The organism is Vibrio sp. D420a (assembly GCF_030248625.1).
GTDB lineage: Bacteria > Pseudomonadota > Gammaproteobacteria > Enterobacterales > Vibrionaceae > Vibrio > Vibrio fortis_A.
This window is the reverse complement of sequence record NZ_JAHGAN010000028.1, coordinates 55,082-78,601: the sequence shown is the minus strand read 5'-3', so window position 1 is coordinate 78,601 and position 23,520 is coordinate 55,082. Positions and strand designations below refer to the sequence as shown.

The window sequence follows — 23,520 nt, the reverse complement described above, 5'->3', positions numbered from 1 at the left end:
AAAGCACTCACAACTATTTAATGACTAAATCACTCAATAGCTATCGAAATTTCGACTCTATCTTCACCGATGTATCGTTCAAAGTCAGACGTGTAACGACGAGTATGTGGGCAATCTGCCTGTGTGAAATAGCCCCAAACCTCACCCCATAGTTCGATAACCGCTTGAGGCATTTCTCCCTGAGCTTCAAAGGTGAGGTATTTACCCGCTTCAATTTGAACGTAAGATGTTTGCTCTAAACCCGCCATCGCAGCCTCATCACTGCAAGCGAGCACATCGAATTCACCGGTATAGTCAGATTGATAGTTTGTATAAACACCAAACACTTGTGACTTCTCAGTCAAATGCGGCCCACCTTGCGTCGAAAACGTCTGCCACAGTCCTGCAATCTTTGCAGTTTCTAAAGACATCTCATTTTCATTAGTGGTTCTCACTTTAAAACCCGATAATTCCACTGCGTCGATGATTTGAACTTTCATTGTGTTCCCTATTGATTCGCTTGTATGTAGGTAGTTGATCATTCCTCAACAGTTTTGTTGCCGCACTTCTCACAAATAACGTGCCTAGAAAACTCATCCATTGACGCGATGAAAGCCCCTAAGAATATGCTCTTTACAAACCCAGAAAAAAACTCTTTTTGGGTTCTATTTGGAGAGCTTTCGTAAGGGCTCGGTTTTCGAACTAGCACCACCACATGTTGCGTACGGGCTTGGCATGATGGGCAATAACAGACTTCTTGACTCATTGGCATAGTAAACTCCTAGTGTTAGCAAAACATTGGGATTAACACAAAAGGCTCACCAGTTCGCTTCCTTGCCCAGTCTAGTATTCGTCTATTAGTAACCTTGCTTGCTCATTAGCTATCCGTTAAACGTCACTTTCGTAAAGTGCGGGTTGTCCACCAAAACTTCGAGGGTTCTGAGTTCATCCAGAACAATGAGTTGTAGTTCACCTTGATTATCGACTTGTATGCATTCTCTTTTTTGCTCGTCTCTTTTAGTGTCCCTTGCAATACACTCAAGTTGAACACCAGACGCCAGAGTAATAGCTATCGGGTAGCGATACATACAGACAATTTCGATGTAATCATAATCGCTGCAACTCATCATAATATTTACCTTTCAAGATGTTAGGTTCAAAGTTAAAGCCAGACGCCATACTAAGCAATCAGTGGAATATCTATTTTGTGATGCGTTTCCAGTATTGATACAAGCCTTGAATATCTGAAGAGCACAACCACTCCATAGCGCCTTTAATTTGCTCTTCATTCCATTCCCACCATTTCATTTCTAGCAACTGCGCAATTTCAGTTTCACTAAAACGATAGCGGATATGACGCGCTGGATTAGAACCGACAATTGAGTATGGCTCAACATCTTTGGTTACGACTGCGCGGCTAGCGATAATAGCCCCATCGCCAACCTTTACACCGCTCATGATCATCGCCTCTGTGCCTATCCAGACATCATTACCAATCACAGTGTCTCCAGAACGTTCGAAGCCGTCGAGCGCTCCTTCGAATTTTTCATCATCTTGGTAGAAAAATGGAAATGTACTCACCCACTGATTTTGATGACCTTGGTTGCCCGCCATCATAAAAACGGCACCAGAGCCAATCGAGCAGTAGCTGCCAATGATTAATTTATCGACATCGTCTCTATCGGGCGTAAGGTAACGGGCACAATCGTCGAAACTGTGATTGTGGTAATAACCAGAATAGTAGCTGTGTTCACCAACAATGATGTTCGGATTAGTCACTTGGTCTTTAAGAGGCTTGCCCGCAAAGGGACTTTCAAAATAGTTATTCAAAGGTAGCTTCTACTTAATGGAAGAATAAATTAAAAATCAGCGTTACGAATCATCGCCACAACTGTCACAAGCTTGGTAGGTTCTGTCGCCTTCACTGATGACGATAAAAGAGGATACACACTGCTCACACAACACGCGTTTTGGATAGGCATCTTTTTGTTTCTTGGCGTTGATATCGCCTTCAGTCACGTAGATTTTTCTCATGGTAATTCTCGGCAAGATACTAATGATGCCCGCGAATGTTTCAACAGGGATTCGTATCCAGTTATAGATTTACACTTGAACTAATAGTCAAATGCATGCGTTGCCTGAATTGTATGCCGAAAATCGAGACAACGCATTGAAAATCAAAATAGAAAGAAAAGATTAATTAGGTTGTCGCTGTTACCCAGTCGATCGCATCGTCATATTCCGTGAATTGTTTAACTTCACCCGCGATAAACAAGCTACCCACTTTGGATGCGAGCTCTTGCCAGCCCTTATCACCGTATATTGCAACTCGGCCTAGATTGGTTCTAAGCTTGATACCCAGTTTTAAGTCGTCCCATGCGGCGCGGATATCCCAGCCGTTCAGCTCTTTAATATCAGCAACCATTTTAATGTTTTCAGAACCGACGGTTTTCAGTGCCGACTCTAATTTCGGGGTTAAGGCGAGATAATCTTGGTGGGTCAGATGGCCTGTTGCTTTGAACATCAGGACATATTCATGGTCGATTCGCTCTACTCCAACGGATATTCCATGGCGATCATTATTCATAATGCATTCCTCTCTCGTTAGTCTTCAAAATCTACCTAATAGCTTACGATATCAGTTGAATACTTATTGAGAGCCAGTGGCAAAAAACCAGTAATCGGTCGGTTTTTGTTCTCATATTTGCAAGATATTTAAGCGCTGGTATAAACCGGTGTAATTCTTAATTCATTGATATTCAGGCAACGCTGAGTGAACTATCAGCGTAATAGAAAGTTCTTCCTTTAGAACAAATAGATATGAGCATTATGTTTAATATGAGATCCGTTCGAAGGAATTTTGTTGGTGAGATTCTATGCTATTTATAGACCCTAGATAAGAGAGGTGAGCTATGGAATACAAACACATACTCGTCGCGATTGAGCTGTCACAAGACACAAACATCTTAATTGATAGAGCGACATTTTTTGCCAACAAACTCGATGCCGATCTTTCTTTCGTTTATATCGATGGAACACATGGTGAGATATACCCTGAGCTGGTGGATATTAAGCAGCACACTGGCGAACTCCCATTTAATGAAGATGCCGTTAAACGGTTAAGAGATTTCGAAGCGTACTCTGAGCACAACATCAAGCACCTGTTTATGGGTACTGGTGATTTGACGGATAAACTGAAAGAGACCGTCGCTGCTAACCAAGTCGACTTTTTGATTTGTGGTCACCACCATGACTTTTGGAGCAAAATCATCTCACACTCCAAACAGCTTATTGATAAGTCACCGGTTGATATTTTAGTGGTACCAATCGAGTAGTAGTTACGTGAAGTAACTTAAAATCCTACCGAGCATCGCGCTTCTGCTTCAATCAAAGTCGCACTCGGTAGGTTTCCCTTCCCCTTTGATTTTTCTAGTTCTTTTAACATGCTTACCTGATCGATCCCCTTTAGCAAACCGTAATTATCGCTAGTTATCTATTCACGAGCTCCCAATCAAGAGAACCACAGTGATGAGAAAAATTGGCCTTTACTATTTCACTAACGACTTACGCTTCACGCACAACGAGCTTTTAGCACTGGCGTGTGACCAAGTTGATGAACTGATCGGCGTCGTTATTCCTATCCAAATCTCTCCTTTCGTTCAACATCACTCTGGTGAAGACCAAATTGGGGAACAGAGGCTATTGTTCTGGCAACAATCTATTGAGGATCTCGCAAAACGATTCGAAGTCCAAAATCAAAGCTTATTTAGAATGCACTCCAGCGAAGCAGACGACTTAATTCAGTTGATAGAAACCTGCCAAGTGAGCAACATTTATTGTAATCAACATCCCGGCAGTGATGAATCCGAACTAATACGAGAAGTGCAGGAGTCATTACCTAACACAAAGGTTATCTCTACCAACAACAGCACACTGCTAGACAAAGCTGATCTACCTTTCGATCTAAACAAGCTTCCCAAATCATTTACTCGCTTTCGTAAATTGATTGAGGCAGACAGCGCGCTGTTAAACATCACAGAGCATAGTCCCGCACCTTTGCTTCCTAGAATTTCAAATGCACTAGAAAATACCATAAACAGCAATCCGAATATTTCTGCTGTAAAAATATCGGAAACGAATCAGGCTTCGTACCCATCAAGTCAATCAGGTGCGCCGATTTTTGAAGGTGGCGAAAATGCGGGGATCGCACACATTTCAGACTATTTCCGACACTCTTATGCTAGCCACTACAAACAGACAAGAAACGCACTTGATGGTATGAGTCACTCAACCAAGTTCTCACCTTGGTTGGCATTGGGTTGTTTATCACCAAAGACGATTGTCAGCACACTACGCCAATATGAAGACCAGTACGGATCCAACGAATCAACGTACTGGATTCAGTTTGAACTTCTATGGCGTGAATATTTCTATTGGCGTGCCAGAGTTACAGGAAGTGCAGTATTTACTAACCCACAAGACACTCACGGTTTAAGTACCGAAGCCAAGGTAACTTTCAATCGATGGAAAGTGGGTAACACCAACTACCCTATTGTCGATGCTTGTATGCGAGAGCTGAATGCCACTGGGTATATGTCAAACCGGGGCAGACAACTAGCAGCGAGTTGCCTTATCTACGAGTTAGGTTGCGATTGGCGTTGGGGCGCAGCCTATTTTGAAACTCAGTTGGTCGATTACGATGTCGCGTCTAACTGGGGAAACTGGTCTTACATTGCAGGCATGAATGGGCAGCAGACTCGTCACTTTGATCTTGAAAAGCAGACGCAAATGTACGACCCGCAACATAAGTTTATCCAACGTTGGTCGACCACTAACGAACTGCACCAGATTGCTAAATAGGATTAGAGAATGAAATTCAACACTGTACGCCTAATACTGGGTGATCAACTTAATATTCAGCACTCTTGGTTCTCTAATCGTGACTCCAATGTCTTATACATCATCGCGGAGCTCCATCAGGAAACAGGTTACGTCAATCATCACAGGCAAAAAGTCGCTGCGTTTTTTAGTGCAATGGCGGCTTTTGCTTCAGAGCTCAAAGATGAAGGGCATGAGGTGCTGCACCTGACATTGGATGATACCAAACAGTTTCCATCTCTAAATGAGTTGATAGAACACTACACAACAGAGTTTGACGCTGACAAATTCGAGTATCAACGCCCCGATGAGTACCGACTACTGGGCCAATTAGCTCAACTCAAACTACCGAAAGCGGTAAAACACTGCACCTGCACTGAACACTTCTTGCTGCCATTTGACGAGATTGAGCCGCAATTTCCAGCAGGTAAGCACATCATGATGGAACATTTCTATCGCCGAATGCGCAAGCGCTTTTCTGTGTTAATGGACGACGGTAAACCTGTGGGTGGCAAGTGGAACTACGATGGCAACAACAGAAACAAACTCAAACCAAAAGATATCGAAGCACTGCCCTCACCTTTGATGTTTGCTAATGACGTGAGCGACATTGTGGAGCGAATGGACAGACACAATGTACAAACCATCGGCGAAATCGATCAAACAAGACTGTTATGGCCGATTAATCGTGCCCAAAGTTTGTCTCTACTAGCGCACTTTTGCCATACCTGCCTACCGCTGTTCGGTCGCTTTCAAGACGCAATGACCAAAGATCATACTTCTCGTTGGAGCTTGTACCACAGTCGTCTGTCTTTCAGCTTAAACAGCAAACTGATTACGCCCCAAGAAACCATTGATGCGGCATTTGCTGCTTACCACAGTAACGCAAACATCGATATTTCTCAGGTGGAAGGATTCGTGCGTCAAATTCTCGGTTGGCGGGAGTACATTCGCGCGGTTTACTGGGCCAACATGCCGCGCTACAAAACCATCAATCACTTTCAAGCGGATCGCAATCTACCTCACTATTTTTGGGACAGTGACACCAAAATGCAGTGCATGAAGCAAGCGATCAAGCAGTCACACGAGTTTGCTTATGCTCATCACATTCAAAGACTTATGGTGACCGGTAACTTCAGTCTGCTCACTGAACTTAATCCAGACCAAGTGGATGAGTGGTACCTCGGCATCTACATCGACGCCATCGAATGGGTAGAAATGCCAAACACACGCGGTATGGCTCTGTTTGCTGATGGGGGAATTGTTGGAACTAAGCCCTATGCAGCAAGTGGCGCTTACATTAATAAGATGAGTGATTACTGCAAGGGTTGTCACTACAACGTGAAGTCGAGAAGTGATGAAGATGCCTGTCCGTTCAACAGTTTGTATTGGCGTTTCATGACTAAGCACCGAGAGCAACTTACTCGAAATCCGCGAATGGGGATGATCTACCGCTCTTGGGACAACATGGACGAACAAGAGCAAGATAATACGCTACAACGTGCAGAAAAATACCTTGAACATTTGGAGGATTTGTAATGGAAAACGCTATCAAAACCGTGTTGGTGATTGGAGGCTCTGGCGGTATAGGCAAAGCGATGGTCAAGCAGTTGCAAGCAATCGCGCCCACAGCCAACATCCATACGACTTTCTGCAATGGCAAGCCAGACTTCTCTCTCGATAATGTCACATGGCATAAGGTCGACATCACTAAAGAATCAGACGTACAACAGCTGGCATCTCACTTCAGTTCTTTGGATTGGGTGGTCAATTGTGTTGGCATACTTCATACAGCAACTCAAAGTCCAGAGAAAAGCTTAAACACCATCGACCCAGAGTTTTTCTTAGAGAACATGACGACTAATGCGCTTCCGACATTGCTACTTGCAAAGCATTTTACCTCTCTATTGAAACGTTCGCCTGCAGGTAAGCTCGCGACGATTTCAGCCAAGGTTGGCAGCATCAGTGATAACCGTTTAGGTGGTTGGTACAGTTATCGCTCTTCTAAGGCGGCACTTAACATGCTGATTAAGTCCATCTCCATCGAGTGGAGTCGTGTCGCCAAGAGAGCAACGATCCTTTCTTTGCATCCGGGAACGACCGATACCCCACTCTCCAAGCCATTTCAGACTAATGTTCCTGAAGGCAAACTGTTCGACGCTAACGATGTAGCGCGCCAATTATTGAATATTATTGAAAGATCAACGCCAGAAGAGAGCGGTCGCTTCTTCGCATACAACGGAGGAGAGCTGCCTTGGTAATTTACAGCTTGTGGATGCTGCCTTTGTTGCGGCGGCAACGTTCTGAGCAATATTGCACTTCTTCCCAACACTTTTCCCACTTCTTGCGCCACGTGAATGGACGCAAACACACTGGACAGAGTTTAATGGGAAGATCGCGTTTCTTTCGCATGGTATGTCTCTAACTTGAGGTTGTTAGAAGCTATACGCTCAACAGTCGCTAAGGGTTTGAAATACTGTTGAAATAGCGAAAAAACAACTGAAAAGGGACAAATTCACTGCCCCTTCGTACTTACTAGCTGTTAATTACGAGTTACTAGCTGCAACTAGTTAAGCGACCTTAAATTCTTTGCTCATCTCACTGACACCCAAGCCCGAATGCTTAGTGATTTTAAGCTGGACGGGTACTCGCTCTTTTAGCGCCTCGACGTGACTAATCACACCGATCATCTTGCCAGACGCATTCAAGTTATCGAGCGCATTGAGAGCAATATCTAATGTGTCACTGTCCAGAGTACCGAAGCCTTCATCAAGGAACAGCGAATCAATACTGGTTTTATGGCTCACCAAGTCAGACAGTGCTAATGCCAAAGCCAGACTCACCAAGAAGCTTTCACCACCAGAGAGCGTTTTGGTATCACGAACCACATCGCCCTGCCACGTATCCAGCACTTGCAGCTCTAGTCCGTCTTCCGCTTTGCGTTTTAACTCATAACGACCATGCAGGCGCTGCAACTGCTTATTGGCAAGGTAAACAAGGTTCTCAAGGGTTAGCCCCTGTGCGAACTTTCTAAACTTGTCGCCATTCTTCGAACCAATCAATGAGTTCAATTGCGAGATATCATCAAACGCTTGCTGTTTCTCATCAATCTCATTGAACAAGTGTTGTTGATTCTCGCGACTCTTCTTGTCCATCTCTAGGTTTGCGTTAATCGCACCAATTTGGCTCGCTGTCGATTGCTGCTGTTGCTGGCAATCGGAGACTTGTTGCTCCACTTGCTCAATTTCAAGCTGTTGCCATTTCGTTGCGTTGACGTTTTCAAGCAGCTCATCAACACTTTGCATAGCGGCTTTAAGTTTAGCTGAACTACTCACAATCGCGTTATCCAGCCTCTGTTTAAGAGTAACAAGATCGGCTCGAAGCTGCTCATCCAGTAATGCTTGTTCAAAATCGGTTTCAGACTCAAAAGGACTTGCTGCTAACGCTTGGGTCCATGATTCATTAGTCTTAGTCAAATCACTCTGCTTACCAGTAAGCTCTTTCGAAAACGCAGCTTGTTTAGTTTGCCACTCTCGCAGTGTCAGCTCACAACGGTTGAATGCCGCTTTCAGAGTCTCAAGCTCTTTTGTGGCTTCTTCCATTCGAGCGTTCATCAACTGCTCTTGCTGTTGAATCTGCTTGTCGCCAAACAATGCTTGACGCTCCTGCTGGACCTTAGCAAGATCATCCGAGGTCATTCCAAGATCTTTCTCAAGCTGTTCTAGCTTGCTGGTTTGTTCACCCAAGGAAGCTGCCAGAGACTGATGCTTCTCTTGCTGAGCGATCAGCGTTTTATCCAGTTCGGCTTTCTGCTGGTAGTTTGTTTGCCACTCTTGCGACGCCGCACTTTTTACTTCAAGCCATTGATCAATGCTCTCCAACTCGGGTGCGCTGTTGCCAGTGTCGGTAATGCTTTGTTGTAAGCTCTGCCACTGCGATAACTGAGTTTGTTTCAATTGAGCAGTTTGCTCTTCTGCATCGGCACGCTGTTTCTTCAGGTCTGCAACACGCACTGATAGTGCTTCAACTTTGTTAAGCGCATCTTTCAACGCTAGCTCAAGATTGATACGCTGCTTCTCTGCCGATTGGTAATCTGCTTTAGTTTGCATTTGTTGCTGTTGAAGTTGAGTGACTTTATTCAGCTCATACTCACAACGATCAACAAACATGGCGACGGCATCTTTATCTGCAATCTGATCTCGAGTAACAACCCACTCCATCAATGGTGCGCTGTTATCTAATTGTGCGTTCCCGTATGAACTACTTGCACCCGTTTGAGTGAACTTCTCTACCAACAGCGCCCAAGACTGCTTAGCCTGCTCCGCATCCGAAGTCAGTTTTTTAATTTCACCTTCAAGGTGATTCAAAATTGGTCCCAGAGAATCCAGTTTCTGACGAAGATCCTGTCCCTCTTTTTTTACCAGCGCCAACGCCTCTGATTCTTGGGTTTGCTGCTGAAGCAACGCGCTCACATCTTGAGATTGTTCAACCGAGTGATCCGTTGAACCACACAATGGACATTCAGAACCGGGCTCTAACATTGCGCGATACTTAGCGAGTTCACCCTCTTGAGCAATCAAGGTCTTCAAACGTTCAAGCGACTGCTCTTTCTCTTTGTAGCGCTCAACCAAGACTTCACGTTTCTTTGTAAGCTCTGAGTTTTCAGATGTCTTGCGTTTCAACTCGATACGCTTAACTTGTGCTTGCTCGGTCGCCGATAAGTAACGACGTTGAACATCAGTTAATGCATGAGTTTGTCGGTTCCACGCGTCTAAAATGTGTTTCAAGCCATTTAACTGCTCTTCACTGTGGATCTGCTGAGATTGCTCCCATAATGCTTTGGCGGCTTGTTCTGCCGCCGTTAACGCTGACAACTCTTGAGTATTCTTTTGCTGATCTTCAGTCAGCTGCTTAGCTTGTTGCTCTTGAATGCTAATTTCATTAGCAAGACGTTCCACTCGCTTTTGCTGCTCAGTTTGCTGTTGTTCAAGCGTTCGGATTTGAGCAACGTTGCTTTGCCACTGACCCAAATAGCGGTCGAGGGATTTGCTGTTTTCGTGAGTCGATAAGTACTCGGCCAACGCTTTCTCTTTGCCTTTCAACTCTTCGAGTGATTTTTCCGCGGTTTGAATCAAAGACTGTTTGGTCTCTTGTTCCGCTTTAAGAACAGATTGCGATTGCTTCTGCGTGGCTAGTTTTTCATTGAGCAAAGCGACTTGCTGATCCAGTGGACGCACTTTTTCGATAGTTGCCACAAGCTCGGTTTGTTCTTTGCGAAGTTGGTTTGTTGTCTCTGTTTGCGCATTGAGCGCCGTTTCTGTTTGAAGCTTCTCTTGATTACCCGCTTCAAGCTGTTTGTTGGCATCATCCAGTTGAGTATTTAACGACGCTACCTCATGCTGCACGCGATGAAGATCTTTATGCAGCGGTCGAAGCTTCTCTGCAGGCTCACTTTTCGCCAACTGCTCTAACTTGTGACTGTTAGCTTCGATTTCAGTTTGAGCAGATTTCAGCTCACTTTCACTGTTTTCAAGTGATAGCTTGGCTTTGTTGAGTTCTCGCCACCAAGCCAAATGTTCTGACCAACCTTTCAGCTCTTGGTCGAACTGCTTTAAATCGATTTCTAAACTCGACTTGTTTTGAGACAGCTCTTCAACTTGCTCAGCGGTTAATAGGTTTACACCTTCGGCTTTCGCTTTAAGCTGGTTTAGCCCTTCTTCACTGGATTTGTAATGCTCATAGATACGCTCTGAGATCAGGCTGTAGATTTCAGTACCCGTCAGCTCTTCTAACAGTTCAGCACGATCATTCGCATTGGCATTTAAGAACGCCGCAAACTCGCCTTGGGAAAGCAGAATAGACTTAGTGAAACGAGAAAAATCGAGACCTGTCGTTGACTCAACCAGTTTGATCTTCTTACTGAGCTGAGTTTCTAATACCTTATTGGTGTCCGCATCAGCAAACTCGCAAGTGGGTGTTTGGAGTGCGCCATCATGTTTATTGCGAGCTCGTTTCTGATGGAAGTTGGAACGGTAAGTTTTCCCCTTCACTTCAAACTCAATCTCGGCAAAACACTCGCCCGTACCACGCGTCATGATCTCGTTATTGCCTTTCGCGATACTCTTTAGACGAGGCGTTCGATGGAACAAGGCCAAACAGATCGCATCCAAAATGGTGGTTTTACCCGCGCCCGTTGGCCCGGTAATGGCGAACAATCCGTTTTCAGCAAAAGGAGATTGGGTGAAATCCAGCTTCCAACGACCTTTGAGTGAGTTTAAGTTCTCAAATTCTAGCGATAAGATTTTCATAGCGGTTTACTCACTCTCTCCGTCATTCACTTCTGTCATCACTTGTTTGAACGTCACGGTCATGCGCTCTAGACGCGCTTTTTCTGATTCAGTTTCAAACTCTTCCAGTGCGATACGTTTTTCAAACACGTCCATTGGGCTAAGTTCTGATAGTGTTTCTGCCGATTCTTGATTCAAAGTCTGGTTACGCTTCTCTCGAGCTCTTCGTAATTGCAGTACCTCTACATTGAGTTCTTGCGTCAGACGCGAAATACGCTCTTGAAGATCAGATAGGTAATCCTGCGTTTGTACTTCTATCGACAGCCATACACTCTGATCGCCATCGAGACCAATATATTGGTTTAACTGTGTCTCAATGCTTTCAAGATCGCCTTTAATCTCGGCAAGTGGCTGAAAGGTTGGAACATTCAATTGGGAAATCGCACGTTGACCTTGTTCGAACTCAACAATACATACCTGTTTGGTTGATTTCAGCTCATCAAAGCTGAGTGGAATTGGAGAGCCGCAGTAACGGATATGATCTTGCTTCGCCACGATTTGTGGTCGATGGATATGGCCCAGTGCGATGTAATCGGCTGGTGGAAAGCCATCTGCGGCAAAGCCATCTAAATTACCCACATAGATGTCACGAACTGAGTCAGACTGTTGCACACCCATAGCGGTTAAGTGCCCCGTTGCGACAATAGGAATTTCGCTCGCATTCTCGTAATTTTCACGCTCCGCAACGGCCGTTTGGTAAACACTTGCATAGTGCTGCTTAATGGCGTCACCCAGCTGTTTCTGCCTCTCGACACCAGAAACACCAGCTTGGCTAGTCAGTACGTCACGTGGGCGAATAAATGGAATTGCGCAAACCAAGACTTCAACCTCTCCAGACTTACCTTTCAATGGAAGCACTTGTGTTGGGTAGTCGTCATTGGTGTTGGGAATCACATCGGTTCCCATGTACTTGAGCAGTTGCTGTGTCTCTTTAAGTACTGACACAGAGTCATGGTTCCCGCCAAGCAGCACCAGTTGGCAATTTAACTTGCTGCAATCTACGACGAACTTGTTGTACATCTCGCGCGCATAGCTTGGTGGTGTGCTGGTATCGAAGATATCGCCCGCAACGATAATGGCATCAATGCTCTGCTCAACAACTTGTTGAAGTAGCCAATCTAAAAACTTTTGGTGTTCGTTTTTACGACTCTTGTTATAGAAATTTTGGCCAAGATGCCAATCTGACGTGTGAAGGATTTTCATGGTGTCTCGCTACGGGGATCGAATGTTCCTAATCTATCAAAATCGCTCCGGCATATCTCTTTAATAAGCTTATGAAAAGGCAACTAATCATCGATATCTAACTGTTCGTCCGGAATTTGACCAAAGTATGCGGTCAGTGAAGACATAAGACTCACATTGAGTCACAAAATCAGAATCACCCATTTGAGTTAAAATATTACAAATGTAATTATTAAGTTTTCCCATAATAAGAATAACCAGTATGATGAAATTAAAACCAATCACCGCAGCGGTCATAACCGTACTACTCGCGGGCTGTGGTGGCAGCTCTTCCTCTTCATCTCCGAGTGAGCCCGCTGACCCAAACCAACCAACCGATCCCACTGAAACCGTCGCACCCTACAGCATTGCTAAATATCAGAGCATCTTAGATAACTCAGATCTGCAAGTCTCTGATCCGAAAGGTAGTGAAGGTAATAAGACTTCTGAGGTCAAAAACGGAGCATTCGACAACTATCAAAGTGACTACTTCTACGCCGAGGAAGACACCGAATATCTTGTATTCAAAATGTCGAACTACAAGATGCGTTCAGAGGTACGCGAGCTTGAGAACTTTGATGTTAGTGAAAACGGTGTTAAGCGCACTTTCTACGCAGAAGTTAAGCTACCCGAAATTGACCTCGCTATGGCCAACTCACCCGCTGATCATGATGAAGTCACTTTTTTGCAAATACACAATAAGGGCACCAGTTCTGATGGAACAGGTTACATCCCTCACCCCTTGGTTCGTATTGTTTGGGAGCAAGAGCGAAACGGCTTAACGGGCCATTACTGGGCTGTTCTTAAAAACAACGCGTTAGACTGCAGTTCAGATGCAAATGCCGAAGGATGCAGCGATTCCTATACTCGATATGACTTAGGTGAAGCAGACTTAGATGACTTTACCCGTTTCGAAATTTCAATATTCGAAAACACCTTGTCTATCGAAGTGAACGACGAATCGAAAGCAAATATCGATATCTCCTACTGGGCGCACCTACTCAGTTACTTCAAAGCTGGTATTTACAACCAGTTTGAAAATGGAGAAGGCGAAGCGAAGTTTAACCAGCTCACCTACGAGAAAGAGAATATTGACACCTCGGCCAAATGGAATATTGATGACTGGAAGATCACTATCCCGCCAAGTAAAGATGATTGGTACGGCAGTGGCGGTAATAGTGCTGCCGAACTTGAACCCGAGCGTTGTAACTCGAGTAAAGATGTTTTGTCGAACGCCAGCAATATCTATGACAATGACTTAGGGCTCTCCTACTTCAACGTTGTTGATGGTCAGATGCACTTTCGGGCTGATATGGGATACGGCACATCGACAGCAAACTCTAATTACATTCGTTCTGAGCTAAGAGAGCTTTACGTTAGCACAGATAACCCAGACTGCAGCACCAGTGACGAAGACACCAGTTGGTACCTCAACGATCTTCGTACCAATGCAAAAAACCATACCCTTGAAGCTCAACTTCAAATCAATGAGTATCCAGATCTCGACTTCAGTGAGCAGCGCCCTAAGGTTGTATTGGGACAAATTCATGGCTGGAAGATCAGCCAAGCATTGGTTAAGTTGCTTTGGGAAGGTAATGACAGGCCAGTTCGTGTCATCCTCAACGACAGTTTTGAGCGTAATAACCAAGACTGCGCGAGTTGTGAACCGTTTAGCGTAACCTTAGGCCAATACGCTGCTAATGAAGAATGGCGCTACATTATCCGTGCAACACAAGATGGACTGTTCCTCGCAACCACAGACACCGATGGCAGTAACCTTGTTTCCCACCAAATTGACTGGGGAGCTAACTACATTGACATGAATGGTGACACCGTCACTCTAAGTAGTGATTGGGCGAGCGATGACATCGCGTTTTATTTTAAAGCCGGTATCTACCCTCAATTTAAACCTGATGATAAATACCAAGGCGAGATCTTCGATGTCAGCTTTAGTGAAGTATCAACTGAACATGTGCAGTAACTCTCTATAATCGGTGTGGAGCTTAATAGATTAGCTCCCCACTCTATCGTAAATAAAGCCATAGACTCCGTTAAAGACTCTATGGCTTTTTTATGCGCATACAAAAAAGCCAGCAACAAAGGTTACTGGCTTGATAGTTTCTATCGTTCTTTTTACTAGAGAGCGCTAGTTGGATTAACCTTGGAACTCACCGTATGTTGCGTCTAACTCGTAGAAAGTTGCTTGTACGTAGTCATCTGGCTCACCGTACATGTTCTGGTTGTATACACCCGCTTTGAAGTACATGTAACGACCACCTTCGTCGTAACCACTGTCGCTCATATCAACCACTTGAACCGCGTCTTCTTTGCCTTCACGCATCAGAGTCACTGTCATGATGTTACCCTTCACGTCAATCTCGTAGCTGAACATTTCACCAAGTGCGATACCGTCTTCACCGATTTCACCCGTCATGTCACCGACTAGATTGTAGTAATCTTCTGTGCCCGTCTTAGTTTTTTCGTGAGCAAAGTAAACAGTACCCGTTGCTTGGTTTGGAAGCTTACGGTAGTAAAGGCGGATTGGCTCGTCATCTTTGTCGTGGATTTGACCGATGATGAAACGACCCACTTCATGAGATTGACCCGTTGTTGTTGCGTGGTCGATCTTCAGTGTTGCTTTAAGGGTCCCGTCTACACCACCAGCGGCTTGCTGATCTTCAATTGGAGCAGAGCTGAATACCCAGTTATTCGGGTTCACACCTTTAGTTTTGTGTGACTTCTCACCTGCACGTAGCATTGAGCGGAACTCAGTACGAGCGTATTTGGTGTTCTTAGAAGTGCGTGAGCCTTTCACGTAAGTCTTAAACACCATACCGCCATCTTCTGCAGTGTAGAAAATGTCTTCGTTCTGGAAGCCATGTGCTAGATCCCACTCATCAACGTCATCTGCACGGCCATCACCATCGTGGTCATAAGGTGTTGTCAGCTTCCAACGTGTTAGGTCGAAGTTCTCACCAGGTGCATTAGTTGCCAGCAACGTTGCAGGCAGCGTTGGTGTCGGCATTGGCTGAGAAAGGTCACACTCTACCGTTGTCTCACAAGGGCGCACGAGTGGCGCACCGAAATCACCTTTACGGTTCTTTTTCAGCAGCTCTTTTTGTGCTTTCTGGTCAGCCTTCATTTGCGCGATCATATCTGCTTCTGCAGCTACGACAGCATCTGAAATAAGGTGACTTGAAGGACATGCGTTAATACCACAGTTTACAGCCGCAAGCTCTGTTACTGAGTTCCATTGGTTTTTAGTATTACCGTAACCCACGTAACGAACATAACGCGCTTTTACCGCAGGCTCGAACTGGAAGCGTTCTAAACCAATCGCACGTCCTGAGCTTTTCTGATCTTTAAGTACAGTAGTCCAGTTCTCACCGTCTTCACTCATTTGAATGTCAAACGACGTCACGCGTTCGTTACCTTTACTGAACGACGCTTGAACCGCATCAAACTCGTGAACTGAACCGTAATCCAACGTTGCGTGCTCACCGTTACCGTTTGCAGCCCAGCGAGTCATAATGTTGCCATCAATAAGTTGGCTAGGTGTATTACCATCGTGGCTACTTGCCGTCACAGCAACTGGCGTTAGAAGTGGCTCACCCGTTTCTTTGTTGTTTGGAAACTGCTCTACTACAGGTGCTGAAGTACTCGCGCAACCAACGGCTAGAACAATCGAAGATGCAAGCAAGCTTTTTAGATAGATACTTTTCATTAGACCTTTCACCTTTAATGCTTAAGTTTGAATTATTTGTATTATAAGACGAGGACAAGATACCTTATTGATATGAAACTCAAGCTCTAAGCCACGTTCCATGTACCGTATTAGCTATGTCCTTCACGCTAATGACACAAGTATAAACATAATAAAGTAATACAAATACCCCTAAAAAGTCATAAATGAGATCGCGCTCTTATACATAACCATCGAATCATAGATAAATGAGATCGGAGTCTTATTGAAGCAAATTAACCGGCCAAACCTTCTTGTTTTGTGCTCTGTTTTTGCTCTTAAGATAGGCATAAGCTTGGTTATTTGAGCGGGTAAAAAACAAAAAAAGAGGCCTAAATGGCCTCTTTAAAACTCAATAAACTGTGATTTAGAATAATTCAGAATCTAAGTCGTCGAAGTAACTGTACGTGCCACTGCTCGAGTTATCACCTACATAAGCTGCAAACATGATAGGTGCACCTTCATCAGCTTCAGCAACGAGAGGATAAGTCATGCCATCTTCTTCGTACGACGTGTACTCAGTACCATCGACCGTAATCGTCACATCATAGCCAGAGCTGTCTGAATTTGGCTCCCATGCCATTGTGACGTCCACCCAAGCATCTTGAGAATAAGACGCTAGGTCTTTTTGGCTGCCACTTTCGTTACGGAATTTGAGCGCAGAGCTACCAAATGCCACTTCTGTAAATCGCTTGCTCGAAGATGCAGTATCTGACGAACCTAAGAACAAGTATGTTGATTTCACATAACCATCAGATGGAATGTACACAGACATCGACACCGAACCCGATTCCGCACCACCATCTTTAAAGGTACGGGATACAACAGGTTTTCCTAGTGTTGAGTTGTCATGCAACAATAGTGAGTTGTCACCTGAATTAGCTTGTTCAGTACTTACTTCTGCAACAATTGTTGTCTCATCATCACCGTCTTTATCACCCTTGATAGCGTAAGCGCTGTTTGCGGCATCAATGCGAGTGCCTGCCGTGTAGCTATCGAAGTCATCTGTTACTTCACCTGGTTCTGGCTCAGGATCTGTTGGATCCGTTGGGTCTTCTCCTTCAGTAACCACTGTCGCTTCCGCACTGTTATTATTGTAAGGGTCTGAACCACCTAGAGCAGCACCGTTTGCGTAGCTATCAAAATTGTCTTCGAAAACCACTTGATTATCAGTCTCATCGTTCGAGTAAACCATGAAGTTATCGGCGATAAGTTCATAGTGGGTGGTGTTCGATGTATCACCCAACTTCAATGAAATAACCGTAACTGCTGACTTATCGAATGACTCAAAGCCGTTACCACTGTTGTCGTATACAGTGTCATTGATAGTGAACGTGTAGTAACCATTTGCCCAGCTCACTTCAACCGCTAAGTCTTCCCCTAGCTCATAAGTACCTACTGGTTCTTCAGAAATTTGTGGTTTACCACTACTAACAACCGTTGAACGGTAAAAAATTTCACCCGCATTGAAGATTACTTCACCGTGTAGGTTCGTGTTTGAAGTGCCAGAACCATACAAAGAGATGTAAGCGTTGTTACCACTGTCGTTCGCTTCTTCATTCGTGTCTGCATCGACTTGGTAGATTAGGTCTACTGATAATTTACCAGAGGCAATGCTAGATACTGCCGCAGACTCAGACAATTTCAGACGCAGCTCACCAACGTCATTTTTAGCGCCGCCAAAGTTTGTATCCAAGATTTGAACGACATTATTAATCCCGCTATCTTCATTGGCATCAACAACCGCATCTTTAACAGAATCATTATCAACTTCATCTGAACCCGATAGGTCAACACCGTTATCTTCATCAACAAATGTCATTGATGCAGGTGTGTCTCCCGAAGCTTCTGTTAGCGTGAACTCACCAGATACTTCCATTGTTGTGCCACTATCGTAAAGCATAAATGAAATAGTACCGGCGTCTTCATCGTAGTCATTGGTTGATGCTGATGCATCTTTGATCACGTATGTACCAGGTGTTGCGTCATCATCGTAATATTTGTGATTACCGTCTTCGCTAAACACGTAAACATTGGGAAGATCTGTGCTACTCGTTGAAAAGCTCGTCGCTGATGCAGCTGTACCCAGTTGCCAATAACCGCTGGTAATTTTTAAATCCGGTGCCGGAACTACAGGATCTGTCGGTACAGGTAAGCCATCGCTATTACAGCCAAAAAGTAAGCCAGTAGACAGTGCGACTGCTGTTGCCACTTTAGAAATCTGCATAATAAACTCTCTTGTTCGTTATAACTTTTATATATTCTTAGACAAAAGGTTTTCTCATCCGTATTGAGGATATGACAGAGAAACATAGCTCCACTGTGCGCAGAGCTAACCTTAAACTATTGCCTCGTTACGCATTAGAATGAGTAAGCAATACCCACGCGGTACTTCGCTTCACGGTCACTTGAGCGAGAGCTAATATCTGATGACCAAAGTTCGCCAAATGGTTTCCAAGAACCGAACTTGTAGCTCACCTTGATACCCGCGTCCCATTCCCAATCATCGTTGTCGTATAGAAGTACGTTATCTAGAGATTTCACATAGTTAGCTTCGTAAGACAGACCCAACTTAGGTAAAGATTCAACCTTGTATGAGCCCGTTAGAGTGATCTTTGATTTCTGAGCAGATTCTAGCTTCTCCCCAGTTTCGTTGTCCGTGTCACCAAAACGAGTGTGGTTACGGAAATCTGAGTACTCGTGACGGTAACGAATAGCGGTGGTTAGACCCATATCCGCTTTGTAGCCAACACGGAACTGAGGTTTGAAAGTGACTTTTTTCATTTTCCAGTCACCGTCGTTGTAGTTTGGCTCATCCCAATCCCATGCGATTGGCATACCCATTTGTAGATACCAATTGCTGTTCACTTTGTAAGTAGCAGTGTTATCTAACTCCATGTTGTAGATATACCAGTTACCGTTGTAGAAACTTTTGCTGTTGGCATTCTTAACGCTGCCCGAGTCAGCATCGTAATAAGAGTCGTCTGTATGGAATTTGATTTCTAGGCTTGATGAGTGCTTCCACTTGTCGTCTAGCTTAAAGCTGTCACCCAATTTCACACGATGTTGATGGCGCGCATCGACATGGCGAGTTTCGCTCGTTCCATCTTTTTCGTAGGTGTAATCGGTAGCAGCACGATATTCGTAACGGTAATCAATTGACGCGGCCGATGCCATGCCGGCAAATAGTGTTGTAACCACTGCAATAGCCACTTTAGAATTTTTCATATTCCCTTCTCTTCTTTTGTTACGCAATTGGATTAAGTCTTATTGTTAGACAAATGGAACTAAGCTTCAAATAGTGCGTACCGATAGAATGAGCTCTCTCACAATAACTGCGATGATTACGTCGAAACTAAAACATAAGTCACAGAAGCGAGGGGAACATTACGCCAAACCTAAACATTTATTCATACAAATAAATAAAGATCATTGAACAAAAACAGAGAAAAATTCACGAAGGCTCCATATTTAAAAGGATGGCAGATAAAATCAATAAAGATAAAGGAAAGCTAAAAAATGTGAATTAGAAATGATAAAACATACAAAATATAAGCTCCAGTAATGATTCAATCTAACAAAATAAGCCCATTCCAAACCCAATTCGATATCTTCGCGTTGAATTGAATGAACCTCACCAGCACTACCAATCAAGGATAAGATATGACATATGTGGAATATAAAATGATACAAATTGATTACTTGATATCAGGAAGTCGAATGATGGTTTAGAGGTGGCGTCCGCCCTTAAGTGGGACGCTACTCAGATAGAACGTTCAAAAACGGTGAGGTAGATGAAAAGAGAAGTAGAAACCAACCGTGAATATGCGATTGGTTAGATTAATACTAGACGCGTCTAGGACGAGAAGTCGTGCTTGAAGAACGAGGGATATCGTAATGAATAGATACTATGTGGGATTTTTGCTGCTTCGAATCTGCCATTAATGTGGATTGACTAAATCTAGCAAGACACTGCCGTGCTCAAGAGACTTTGCGCCATTTTCAAGATGTCGATGAGCCATAAATGCATCCCCTGCATTTAGGATTTTCTTATTGCCATCCACTTCAACCTCGAAACTCCCTTTTACCACGTATCCAATCTGCTCTTGTACCGTGTGATCGTAGACTGCACCGACCGCCCCTTTATCAAAACAGAGGTGAACGGCCATCAAATCTTTGGTTAATGAAACCACCTTGCGCTTCAATCCATTACCTAAGTATTCCCACGGGTGGTTGTCGGCTTCATAAAAGAGATTCATGTTCATTCCTTGTCGCTAAATCTGATGAGCGGATGGCTAATTAAGCGAACTTTAGTCTACACACACAACTTGTCATACAAATAACCGATAATTATGTGAATAGCGTCACCCTCTTTCTTTTTACGCAATCGATTTGTTTTATTGCTTTTACGTAAGTCGATCAAAAAAGCCAGCTAGGTGCTGGCTCTTCTGAGATTTTTTACATTAAGAGTCGAGATAAACTATGGCGCCATTTGACCTCCATTCACATCGAGAATTTGCCCAGTGATATAACCTGCGCACGCATGAGATGAGAAGAACGCGAAACTCGGAGAAACCTCATCCACACGTCCAAACCGCCCCATAGGTATTGAGCTAGCTATATTTGATTTAACCTCATCCGATTTAGCGTCATGAAAAGCGGTATCAATCGTTCCTGGAGAAACGATATTGAAACGAATACGATCCTTGGTGAACTCTTTAACCCAGTTTCGATGGATATCATGAAGCCAAGCTTTTGATGCTGCGTATAAACCTGCCCCTACACCGCCGCCTTCGCGCGCTGCGATTGAACCAGTGCTAATAACACACGATGTTTCACCTGACTCTAAAGCTGAGGCTCTTAGATGTGGAATCGCATATTTGGTGACCATCAATGCTGAGCGCGCGTTAAGGTCAATTACACGATCGAAAAATGCATCATCAATATCTTCTAGGTTCTCTCTCCCACCTAGCCCACCAGCATTGTTAATCAATACGTCTAACCCACCAAAGTGATCTGTAAAGTCAGCAACAAGGTTTTCACAGCCTGATGATTGCATTAGGTCCGCTTGAAAGAATTCAGCCTCTCCCCCCAGCGCTTTCAATTCGTTTAAGATCGCTTCAATTTCCGGAGTCCTCGAGCTACGACCATTCAAGCCTACATATGCTCCACATTGAGCAAAGTACTTTGCCGTTGCTAATCCCATACCCGACGTTGAGCCAGTGATTAACACTCGCTTGCCTTTTAAATCATCAAACATCTAATGGTTACCTTTTGCTGCCTTACCTTAATTAATAATACAATACCACCATAAGTGCAACAATAGCCTAAGTTAAACAACGAGATCTATAACTCAAGACAACACCGATTTTATCAACTACTTTGCTTATAGTTAGTGATTTAGGCAACAGTCAGACTGAATCATGATTCTAGTTTTAGAAACCAAAAAACCACGCTATAATCATACAAATATATCTTAATGAGCACCAGTTATGTCAGATACCCTTTTACCCAACATATTGCAGTTTATCGATAAAATTGACCCATTTGACAAGGTGCCTAAAGACGCCTTAAGAGAGCTCGCCTCTCAGATACAGATAAGCTATGTCGGAAAGGGAGAAGTCATTGACCTTTGCTCAAACAAAGGCGAAAAAGCGCTCTACATTGTTCGCACCGGCGCTTTAGAGCAGCGTAAGTCAGACGGTGTTTTGCGAGCGAAATTAGGGCCAGAAGATCTCTTTGGCTTTACATTCCTCGGCCAACAACAAGACAGCAGTGAAATCTATCAAGCGATCGCAATTGAAAACTCACTCATCTACTCAGTGCCCCACTCAGCACTCAAAACGCTATTTACCAAACATCCAGAATCGGCTGAACATTTCGCGTCACAGGCACAAGTTCGCCTAAAATCCGCGTTAGATGTAGTTTGGTCAAACAAAGAGAAAGGTCTGTTTATACGCCGAGTTGGTGATGTCGCTAGCGGGCGCGTAGCCGTTGTTACTGCGGAGCAACCAATTAAAGACGTTGCTAAAGAGATGCTTATTCAACGATCCCCTTGTGCAGTGGTATATGAAGAAGATGACATTGTTGGTTTGATTACAGACAGAGACATGACCAAGCGCGTGATCGCTAAAGATGTCAGCATATGTCGCCCTATATCGGAAGTCATGACACTGTCACCGTTAACGATTTCTCCAGACGACCTTGTACTACAAGCGGCATCGATGATGATGCAGTTCAATATTCGTAACTTACCCGTCGTACAAGACAATAAGGTGGTCGGGCTTTTGACGACCACTCACCTAGTTCAAAACCACCGTGTTCAAGCCATCTTCCTTATTGAGAAGATCAAATACGCAGGTAGCGTATCGTCATTGGCCAAGTTTACTCCAGAACGTCAGGCAATTTTTGAAGCCTTGGTTGAAGGCAAAGTGAGTCCAGAAGTTGTCGGTAAGGTGATGACAATGATCATGGATGCGTATACTCGCCGTCTGATTCAGATTGCCATTGATAAATTAGGTCCTCCACCTTGTGATTTCGCGTGGATTGTTGCCGGTTCTCATGCTCGTAATGAAGTACACATGCTTTCAGATCAAGACAGTGCAATTGTACTGTCTGACGACGCGACCGATAACGATCGTATTTACTTCAAACACTTAGCCATGATTGTCACCAAAGGCTTAGAGAGCTGTCACTACCCACTTTGCCCAGGCAAATACATGGCAGCTACGCCAAAGTGGTGCCAACCTTTGTCCGTCTGGAAACAGTACTACAAGAAATGGGTTGATAACCCAGAATACGAACGCTTACTTAACATCAGCGTTTTCCTCGAAATTCGTTCGGTTTATGGCAACAGCGAGTTTGAGAAGATTCTAAGGGACGAACTTCATCAAAATATTCAAAGCAATCGAAGCTTCCTTACTATGCTGGTTAACGATGCAGTGAATACCAACCCTCCTTTAGGCATCTTCAATAGCTTGGTTCTTGAAAAAACCGGTGAAAACAAGAAGACACTCAATATTAAGAAGTACGCGATTAACCTGATCATCGATCTCGCGCGTATCTATGGGCTGGCCGTATCTTGTGACCTTTCAGCGACAGATGAGCGATTTAAAACTGCATTCGAGAAAGGTTCACTCAGCGAAGATTCGTACAAGAACATTATAAATGCGTATCGCTTCATTCTTTCTTTCCGATTCAGTCATCAACTCGAAGCGCTCAAACATGGTGGTGAGCCTAACAACCACATCAATCCAAACAGTTTTGGTAGCTTTGAGCGTAAACACTTAAAAGATGCCTTTAGAATCGTCGCGGAATTGCAGGATGCCGCAAAAGTGAAATTCGGAGGCTAGT

General features: G+C 44.2%; 20 protein-coding genes. 6 read left to right on the top strand and 14 right to left on the bottom strand.

Features of this window, described 5'->3' with window-relative positions:
- Nucleotides 1–29: 29 nt before the first annotated feature.
- The 6 genes from KI743_RS18000 to KI743_RS17975 all read right to left on the bottom strand — a co-directional run bounded on the left by KI743_RS18000 (nucleotide 30) and on the right by KI743_RS17975 (nucleotide 2,566).
- On the bottom strand, nucleotides 30–479 hold the full coding sequence (locus tag KI743_RS18000; protein ID WP_285467563.1) for a GyrI-like domain-containing protein: 450 nt from the start codon (nucleotides 477–479) through the stop codon (nucleotides 30–32).
- A 38-nt stretch (nucleotides 480–517) separates the two neighbouring features.
- Nucleotides 518–751, bottom strand: a complete 234-nt coding sequence (locus KI743_RS17995; RefSeq protein ID WP_032548945.1) for a hypothetical protein — start codon at nucleotides 749–751, stop codon at nucleotides 518–520.
- Nucleotides 752–860: 109 nt separating this feature from the next.
- On the bottom strand, nucleotides 861–1,109 hold the full coding sequence (locus KI743_RS17990) for a Rho-binding antiterminator (RefSeq protein WP_032548944.1): 249 nt from the start codon (nucleotides 1,107–1,109) through the stop codon (nucleotides 861–863).
- A 70-nt stretch (nucleotides 1,110–1,179) separates the two neighbouring features.
- Nucleotides 1,180–1,809, bottom strand: coding sequence for a type B chloramphenicol O-acetyltransferase (gene catB, locus KI743_RS17985; protein WP_285467554.1), 630 nt, complete (start codon nucleotides 1,807–1,809; stop codon nucleotides 1,180–1,182).
- Between the two features lie 42 nt (nucleotides 1,810–1,851).
- Nucleotides 1,852–2,013, bottom strand: a complete 162-nt coding sequence (locus tag KI743_RS17980; protein WP_032548941.1) for a hypothetical protein — start codon at nucleotides 2,011–2,013, stop codon at nucleotides 1,852–1,854.
- Nucleotides 2,014–2,179: 166 nt separating this feature from the next.
- On the bottom strand, nucleotides 2,180–2,566 hold the full coding sequence (locus KI743_RS17975; protein WP_285467553.1) for an STAS/SEC14 domain-containing protein: 387 nt from the start codon (nucleotides 2,564–2,566) through the stop codon (nucleotides 2,180–2,182).
- A 325-nt stretch (nucleotides 2,567–2,891) separates the two neighbouring features.
- Between KI743_RS17975 and KI743_RS17970 the strand changes: the two genes are divergently transcribed.
- From KI743_RS17970 to KI743_RS17955, 4 genes are all read left to right on the top strand, one after another.
- Complete coding sequence (locus KI743_RS17970; RefSeq protein WP_285467552.1) at nucleotides 2,892–3,314, top strand: universal stress protein; 423 nt, start codon at nucleotides 2,892–2,894, stop codon at nucleotides 3,312–3,314.
- A gap of 193 nt (nucleotides 3,315–3,507) precedes the next feature.
- Nucleotides 3,508–4,839 carry a DASH family cryptochrome gene (locus KI743_RS17965; RefSeq protein ID WP_285467551.1) on the top strand — a complete coding sequence of 444 codons (1,332 nt, stop codon included), beginning with the start codon at nucleotides 3,508–3,510 and terminating at the stop codon, nucleotides 4,837–4,839.
- Between the two features lie 9 nt (nucleotides 4,840–4,848).
- On the top strand, nucleotides 4,849–6,396 hold the full coding sequence (locus tag KI743_RS17960) for a cryptochrome/photolyase family protein (protein ID WP_285467550.1): 1,548 nt from the start codon (nucleotides 4,849–4,851) through the stop codon (nucleotides 6,394–6,396).
- The gene (locus tag KI743_RS17955; RefSeq protein WP_285467549.1) at nucleotides 6,396–7,118 is read left to right on the top strand and encodes an SDR family oxidoreductase; all 723 of its coding nucleotides are present in this window, start codon (nucleotides 6,396–6,398) and stop codon (nucleotides 7,116–7,118) included. The genes KI743_RS17960 and KI743_RS17955 overlap by 1 nt, the downstream gene beginning before the upstream one ends.
- Before the next feature lies 1 nt (nucleotide 7,119).
- Here the strand turns inward: KI743_RS17955 and KI743_RS17950 are convergent, their stop codons facing one another.
- The 3 genes from KI743_RS17950 to sbcD all read right to left on the bottom strand — a co-directional run bounded on the left by KI743_RS17950 (nucleotide 7,120) and on the right by sbcD (nucleotide 12,407).
- Nucleotides 7,120–7,269: a DUF2256 domain-containing protein gene (locus tag KI743_RS17950; RefSeq protein WP_285467547.1), complete on the bottom strand. Its 150-nt coding sequence runs from the start codon at nucleotides 7,267–7,269 to the stop codon at nucleotides 7,120–7,122.
- Between the two features lie 158 nt (nucleotides 7,270–7,427).
- Entirely contained in the window at nucleotides 7,428–11,165 is a 3,738-nt protein-coding gene (locus KI743_RS17945) for an AAA family ATPase (RefSeq protein WP_285467546.1), read from the bottom strand.
- A 6-nt stretch (nucleotides 11,166–11,171) separates the two neighbouring features.
- A complete protein-coding gene (gene sbcD, locus KI743_RS17940) occupies nucleotides 11,172–12,407 on the bottom strand; it encodes an exonuclease subunit SbcD (protein WP_285467545.1) in 1,236 nt (411 codons plus the stop codon).
- Nucleotides 12,408–12,651: 244 nt separating this feature from the next.
- On the opposite strand from sbcD, the gene KI743_RS17935 reads away from it, so the two are divergent.
- A complete protein-coding gene (locus KI743_RS17935; RefSeq protein WP_373417845.1) occupies nucleotides 12,652–14,406 on the top strand; it encodes a polysaccharide lyase family 7 protein in 1,755 nt (584 codons plus the stop codon).
- A gap of 174 nt (nucleotides 14,407–14,580) precedes the next feature.
- Here KI743_RS17935 and KI743_RS17930 read toward each other — a convergent pair whose 3' ends face one another.
- The 5 genes from KI743_RS17930 to KI743_RS17910 form a co-directional block, all read right to left on the bottom strand.
- On the bottom strand, nucleotides 14,581–16,149 hold the full coding sequence (locus KI743_RS17930; protein WP_285467543.1) for a polysaccharide lyase family 7 protein: 1,569 nt from the start codon (nucleotides 16,147–16,149) through the stop codon (nucleotides 14,581–14,583).
- A gap of 385 nt (nucleotides 16,150–16,534) precedes the next feature.
- Nucleotides 16,535–18,394, bottom strand: a complete 1,860-nt coding sequence (locus KI743_RS17925) for a hypothetical protein (protein WP_285467541.1) — start codon at nucleotides 18,392–18,394, stop codon at nucleotides 16,535–16,537.
- A gap of 134 nt (nucleotides 18,395–18,528) precedes the next feature.
- Complete coding sequence (locus tag KI743_RS17920; RefSeq protein WP_032548923.1) at nucleotides 18,529–19,395, bottom strand: oligogalacturonate-specific porin KdgM family protein; 867 nt, start codon at nucleotides 19,393–19,395, stop codon at nucleotides 18,529–18,531.
- Nucleotides 19,396–20,108: 713 nt separating this feature from the next.
- A complete protein-coding gene (locus KI743_RS17915) occupies nucleotides 20,109–20,426 on the bottom strand; it encodes a cupin domain-containing protein (protein WP_285467540.1) in 318 nt (105 codons plus the stop codon).
- A 221-nt stretch (nucleotides 20,427–20,647) separates the two neighbouring features.
- On the bottom strand, nucleotides 20,648–21,427 hold the full coding sequence (locus KI743_RS17910) for an SDR family NAD(P)-dependent oxidoreductase (RefSeq protein ID WP_285467538.1): 780 nt from the start codon (nucleotides 21,425–21,427) through the stop codon (nucleotides 20,648–20,650).
- 232 nt (nucleotides 21,428–21,659) lie between these two features.
- Here KI743_RS17910 and KI743_RS17905 point away from each other — a divergent pair, with 232 nt between their 5' ends.
- On the top strand, nucleotides 21,660–23,519 hold the full coding sequence (locus tag KI743_RS17905) for a DUF294 nucleotidyltransferase-like domain-containing protein (RefSeq protein WP_285467536.1): 1,860 nt from the start codon (nucleotides 21,660–21,662) through the stop codon (nucleotides 23,517–23,519).
- Nucleotide 23,520 lies beyond the last annotated feature (1 nt).

Excerpts from the sequence above, each read along its gene's own strand:
- KI743_RS17925 (WP_285467541.1), bottom strand. The coding sequence starts at position 18,394 with ATGCAGATTTCTAAAGTGGCAACAGCAGTCGCACTGTCTACTGGCTTA.
- KI743_RS17920 (WP_032548923.1), bottom strand. The coding sequence starts at position 19,395 with ATGAAAAATTCTAAAGTGGCTATTGCAGTGGTTACAACACTATTTGCC.
- KI743_RS17945 (WP_285467546.1), bottom strand. The coding sequence starts at position 11,165 with ATGAAAATCTTATCGCTAGAATTTGAGAACTTAAACTCACTCAAAGGT.
- KI743_RS17955 (WP_285467549.1), top strand. The coding sequence starts at position 6,396 with ATGGAAAACGCTATCAAAACCGTGTTGGTGATTGGAGGCTCTGGCGGT.
- KI743_RS17905 (WP_285467536.1), top strand. The coding sequence starts at position 21,660 with ATGTCAGATACCCTTTTACCCAACATATTGCAGTTTATCGATAAAATT.
- KI743_RS18000 (WP_285467563.1), bottom strand. The coding sequence starts at position 479 with ATGAAAGTTCAAATCATCGACGCAGTGGAATTATCGGGTTTTAAAGTG.
- KI743_RS17935 (WP_373417845.1), top strand. The coding sequence starts at position 12,652 with ATGAAATTAAAACCAATCACCGCAGCGGTCATAACCGTACTACTCGCG.
- KI743_RS17970 (WP_285467552.1), top strand. The coding sequence starts at position 2,892 with ATGGAATACAAACACATACTCGTCGCGATTGAGCTGTCACAAGACACA.
- sbcD (WP_285467545.1), bottom strand. The coding sequence starts at position 12,407 with ATGAAAATCCTTCACACGTCAGATTGGCATCTTGGCCAAAATTTCTAT.
- KI743_RS17965 (WP_285467551.1), top strand. The coding sequence starts at position 3,508 with ATGAGAAAAATTGGCCTTTACTATTTCACTAACGACTTACGCTTCACG.
- KI743_RS17915 (WP_285467540.1), bottom strand. The coding sequence starts at position 20,426 with ATGAATCTCTTTTATGAAGCCGACAACCACCCGTGGGAATACTTAGGT.
- KI743_RS17960 (WP_285467550.1), top strand. The coding sequence starts at position 4,849 with ATGAAATTCAACACTGTACGCCTAATACTGGGTGATCAACTTAATATT.
- KI743_RS17990 (WP_032548944.1), bottom strand. The coding sequence starts at position 1,109 with ATGATGAGTTGCAGCGATTATGATTACATCGAAATTGTCTGTATGTAT.
- KI743_RS17975 (WP_285467553.1), bottom strand. The coding sequence starts at position 2,566 with ATGAATAATGATCGCCATGGAATATCCGTTGGAGTAGAGCGAATCGAC.
- KI743_RS17910 (WP_285467538.1), bottom strand. The coding sequence starts at position 21,427 with ATGTTTGATGATTTAAAAGGCAAGCGAGTGTTAATCACTGGCTCAACG.
- KI743_RS17930 (WP_285467543.1), bottom strand. The coding sequence starts at position 16,149 with ATGAAAAGTATCTATCTAAAAAGCTTGCTTGCATCTTCGATTGTTCTA.
- KI743_RS17995 (WP_032548945.1), bottom strand. The coding sequence starts at position 751 with ATGCCAATGAGTCAAGAAGTCTGTTATTGCCCATCATGCCAAGCCCGT.
- KI743_RS17950 (WP_285467547.1), bottom strand. The coding sequence starts at position 7,269 with ATGCGAAAGAAACGCGATCTTCCCATTAAACTCTGTCCAGTGTGTTTG.
- KI743_RS17980 (WP_032548941.1), bottom strand. The coding sequence starts at position 2,013 with ATGAGAAAAATCTACGTGACTGAAGGCGATATCAACGCCAAGAAACAA.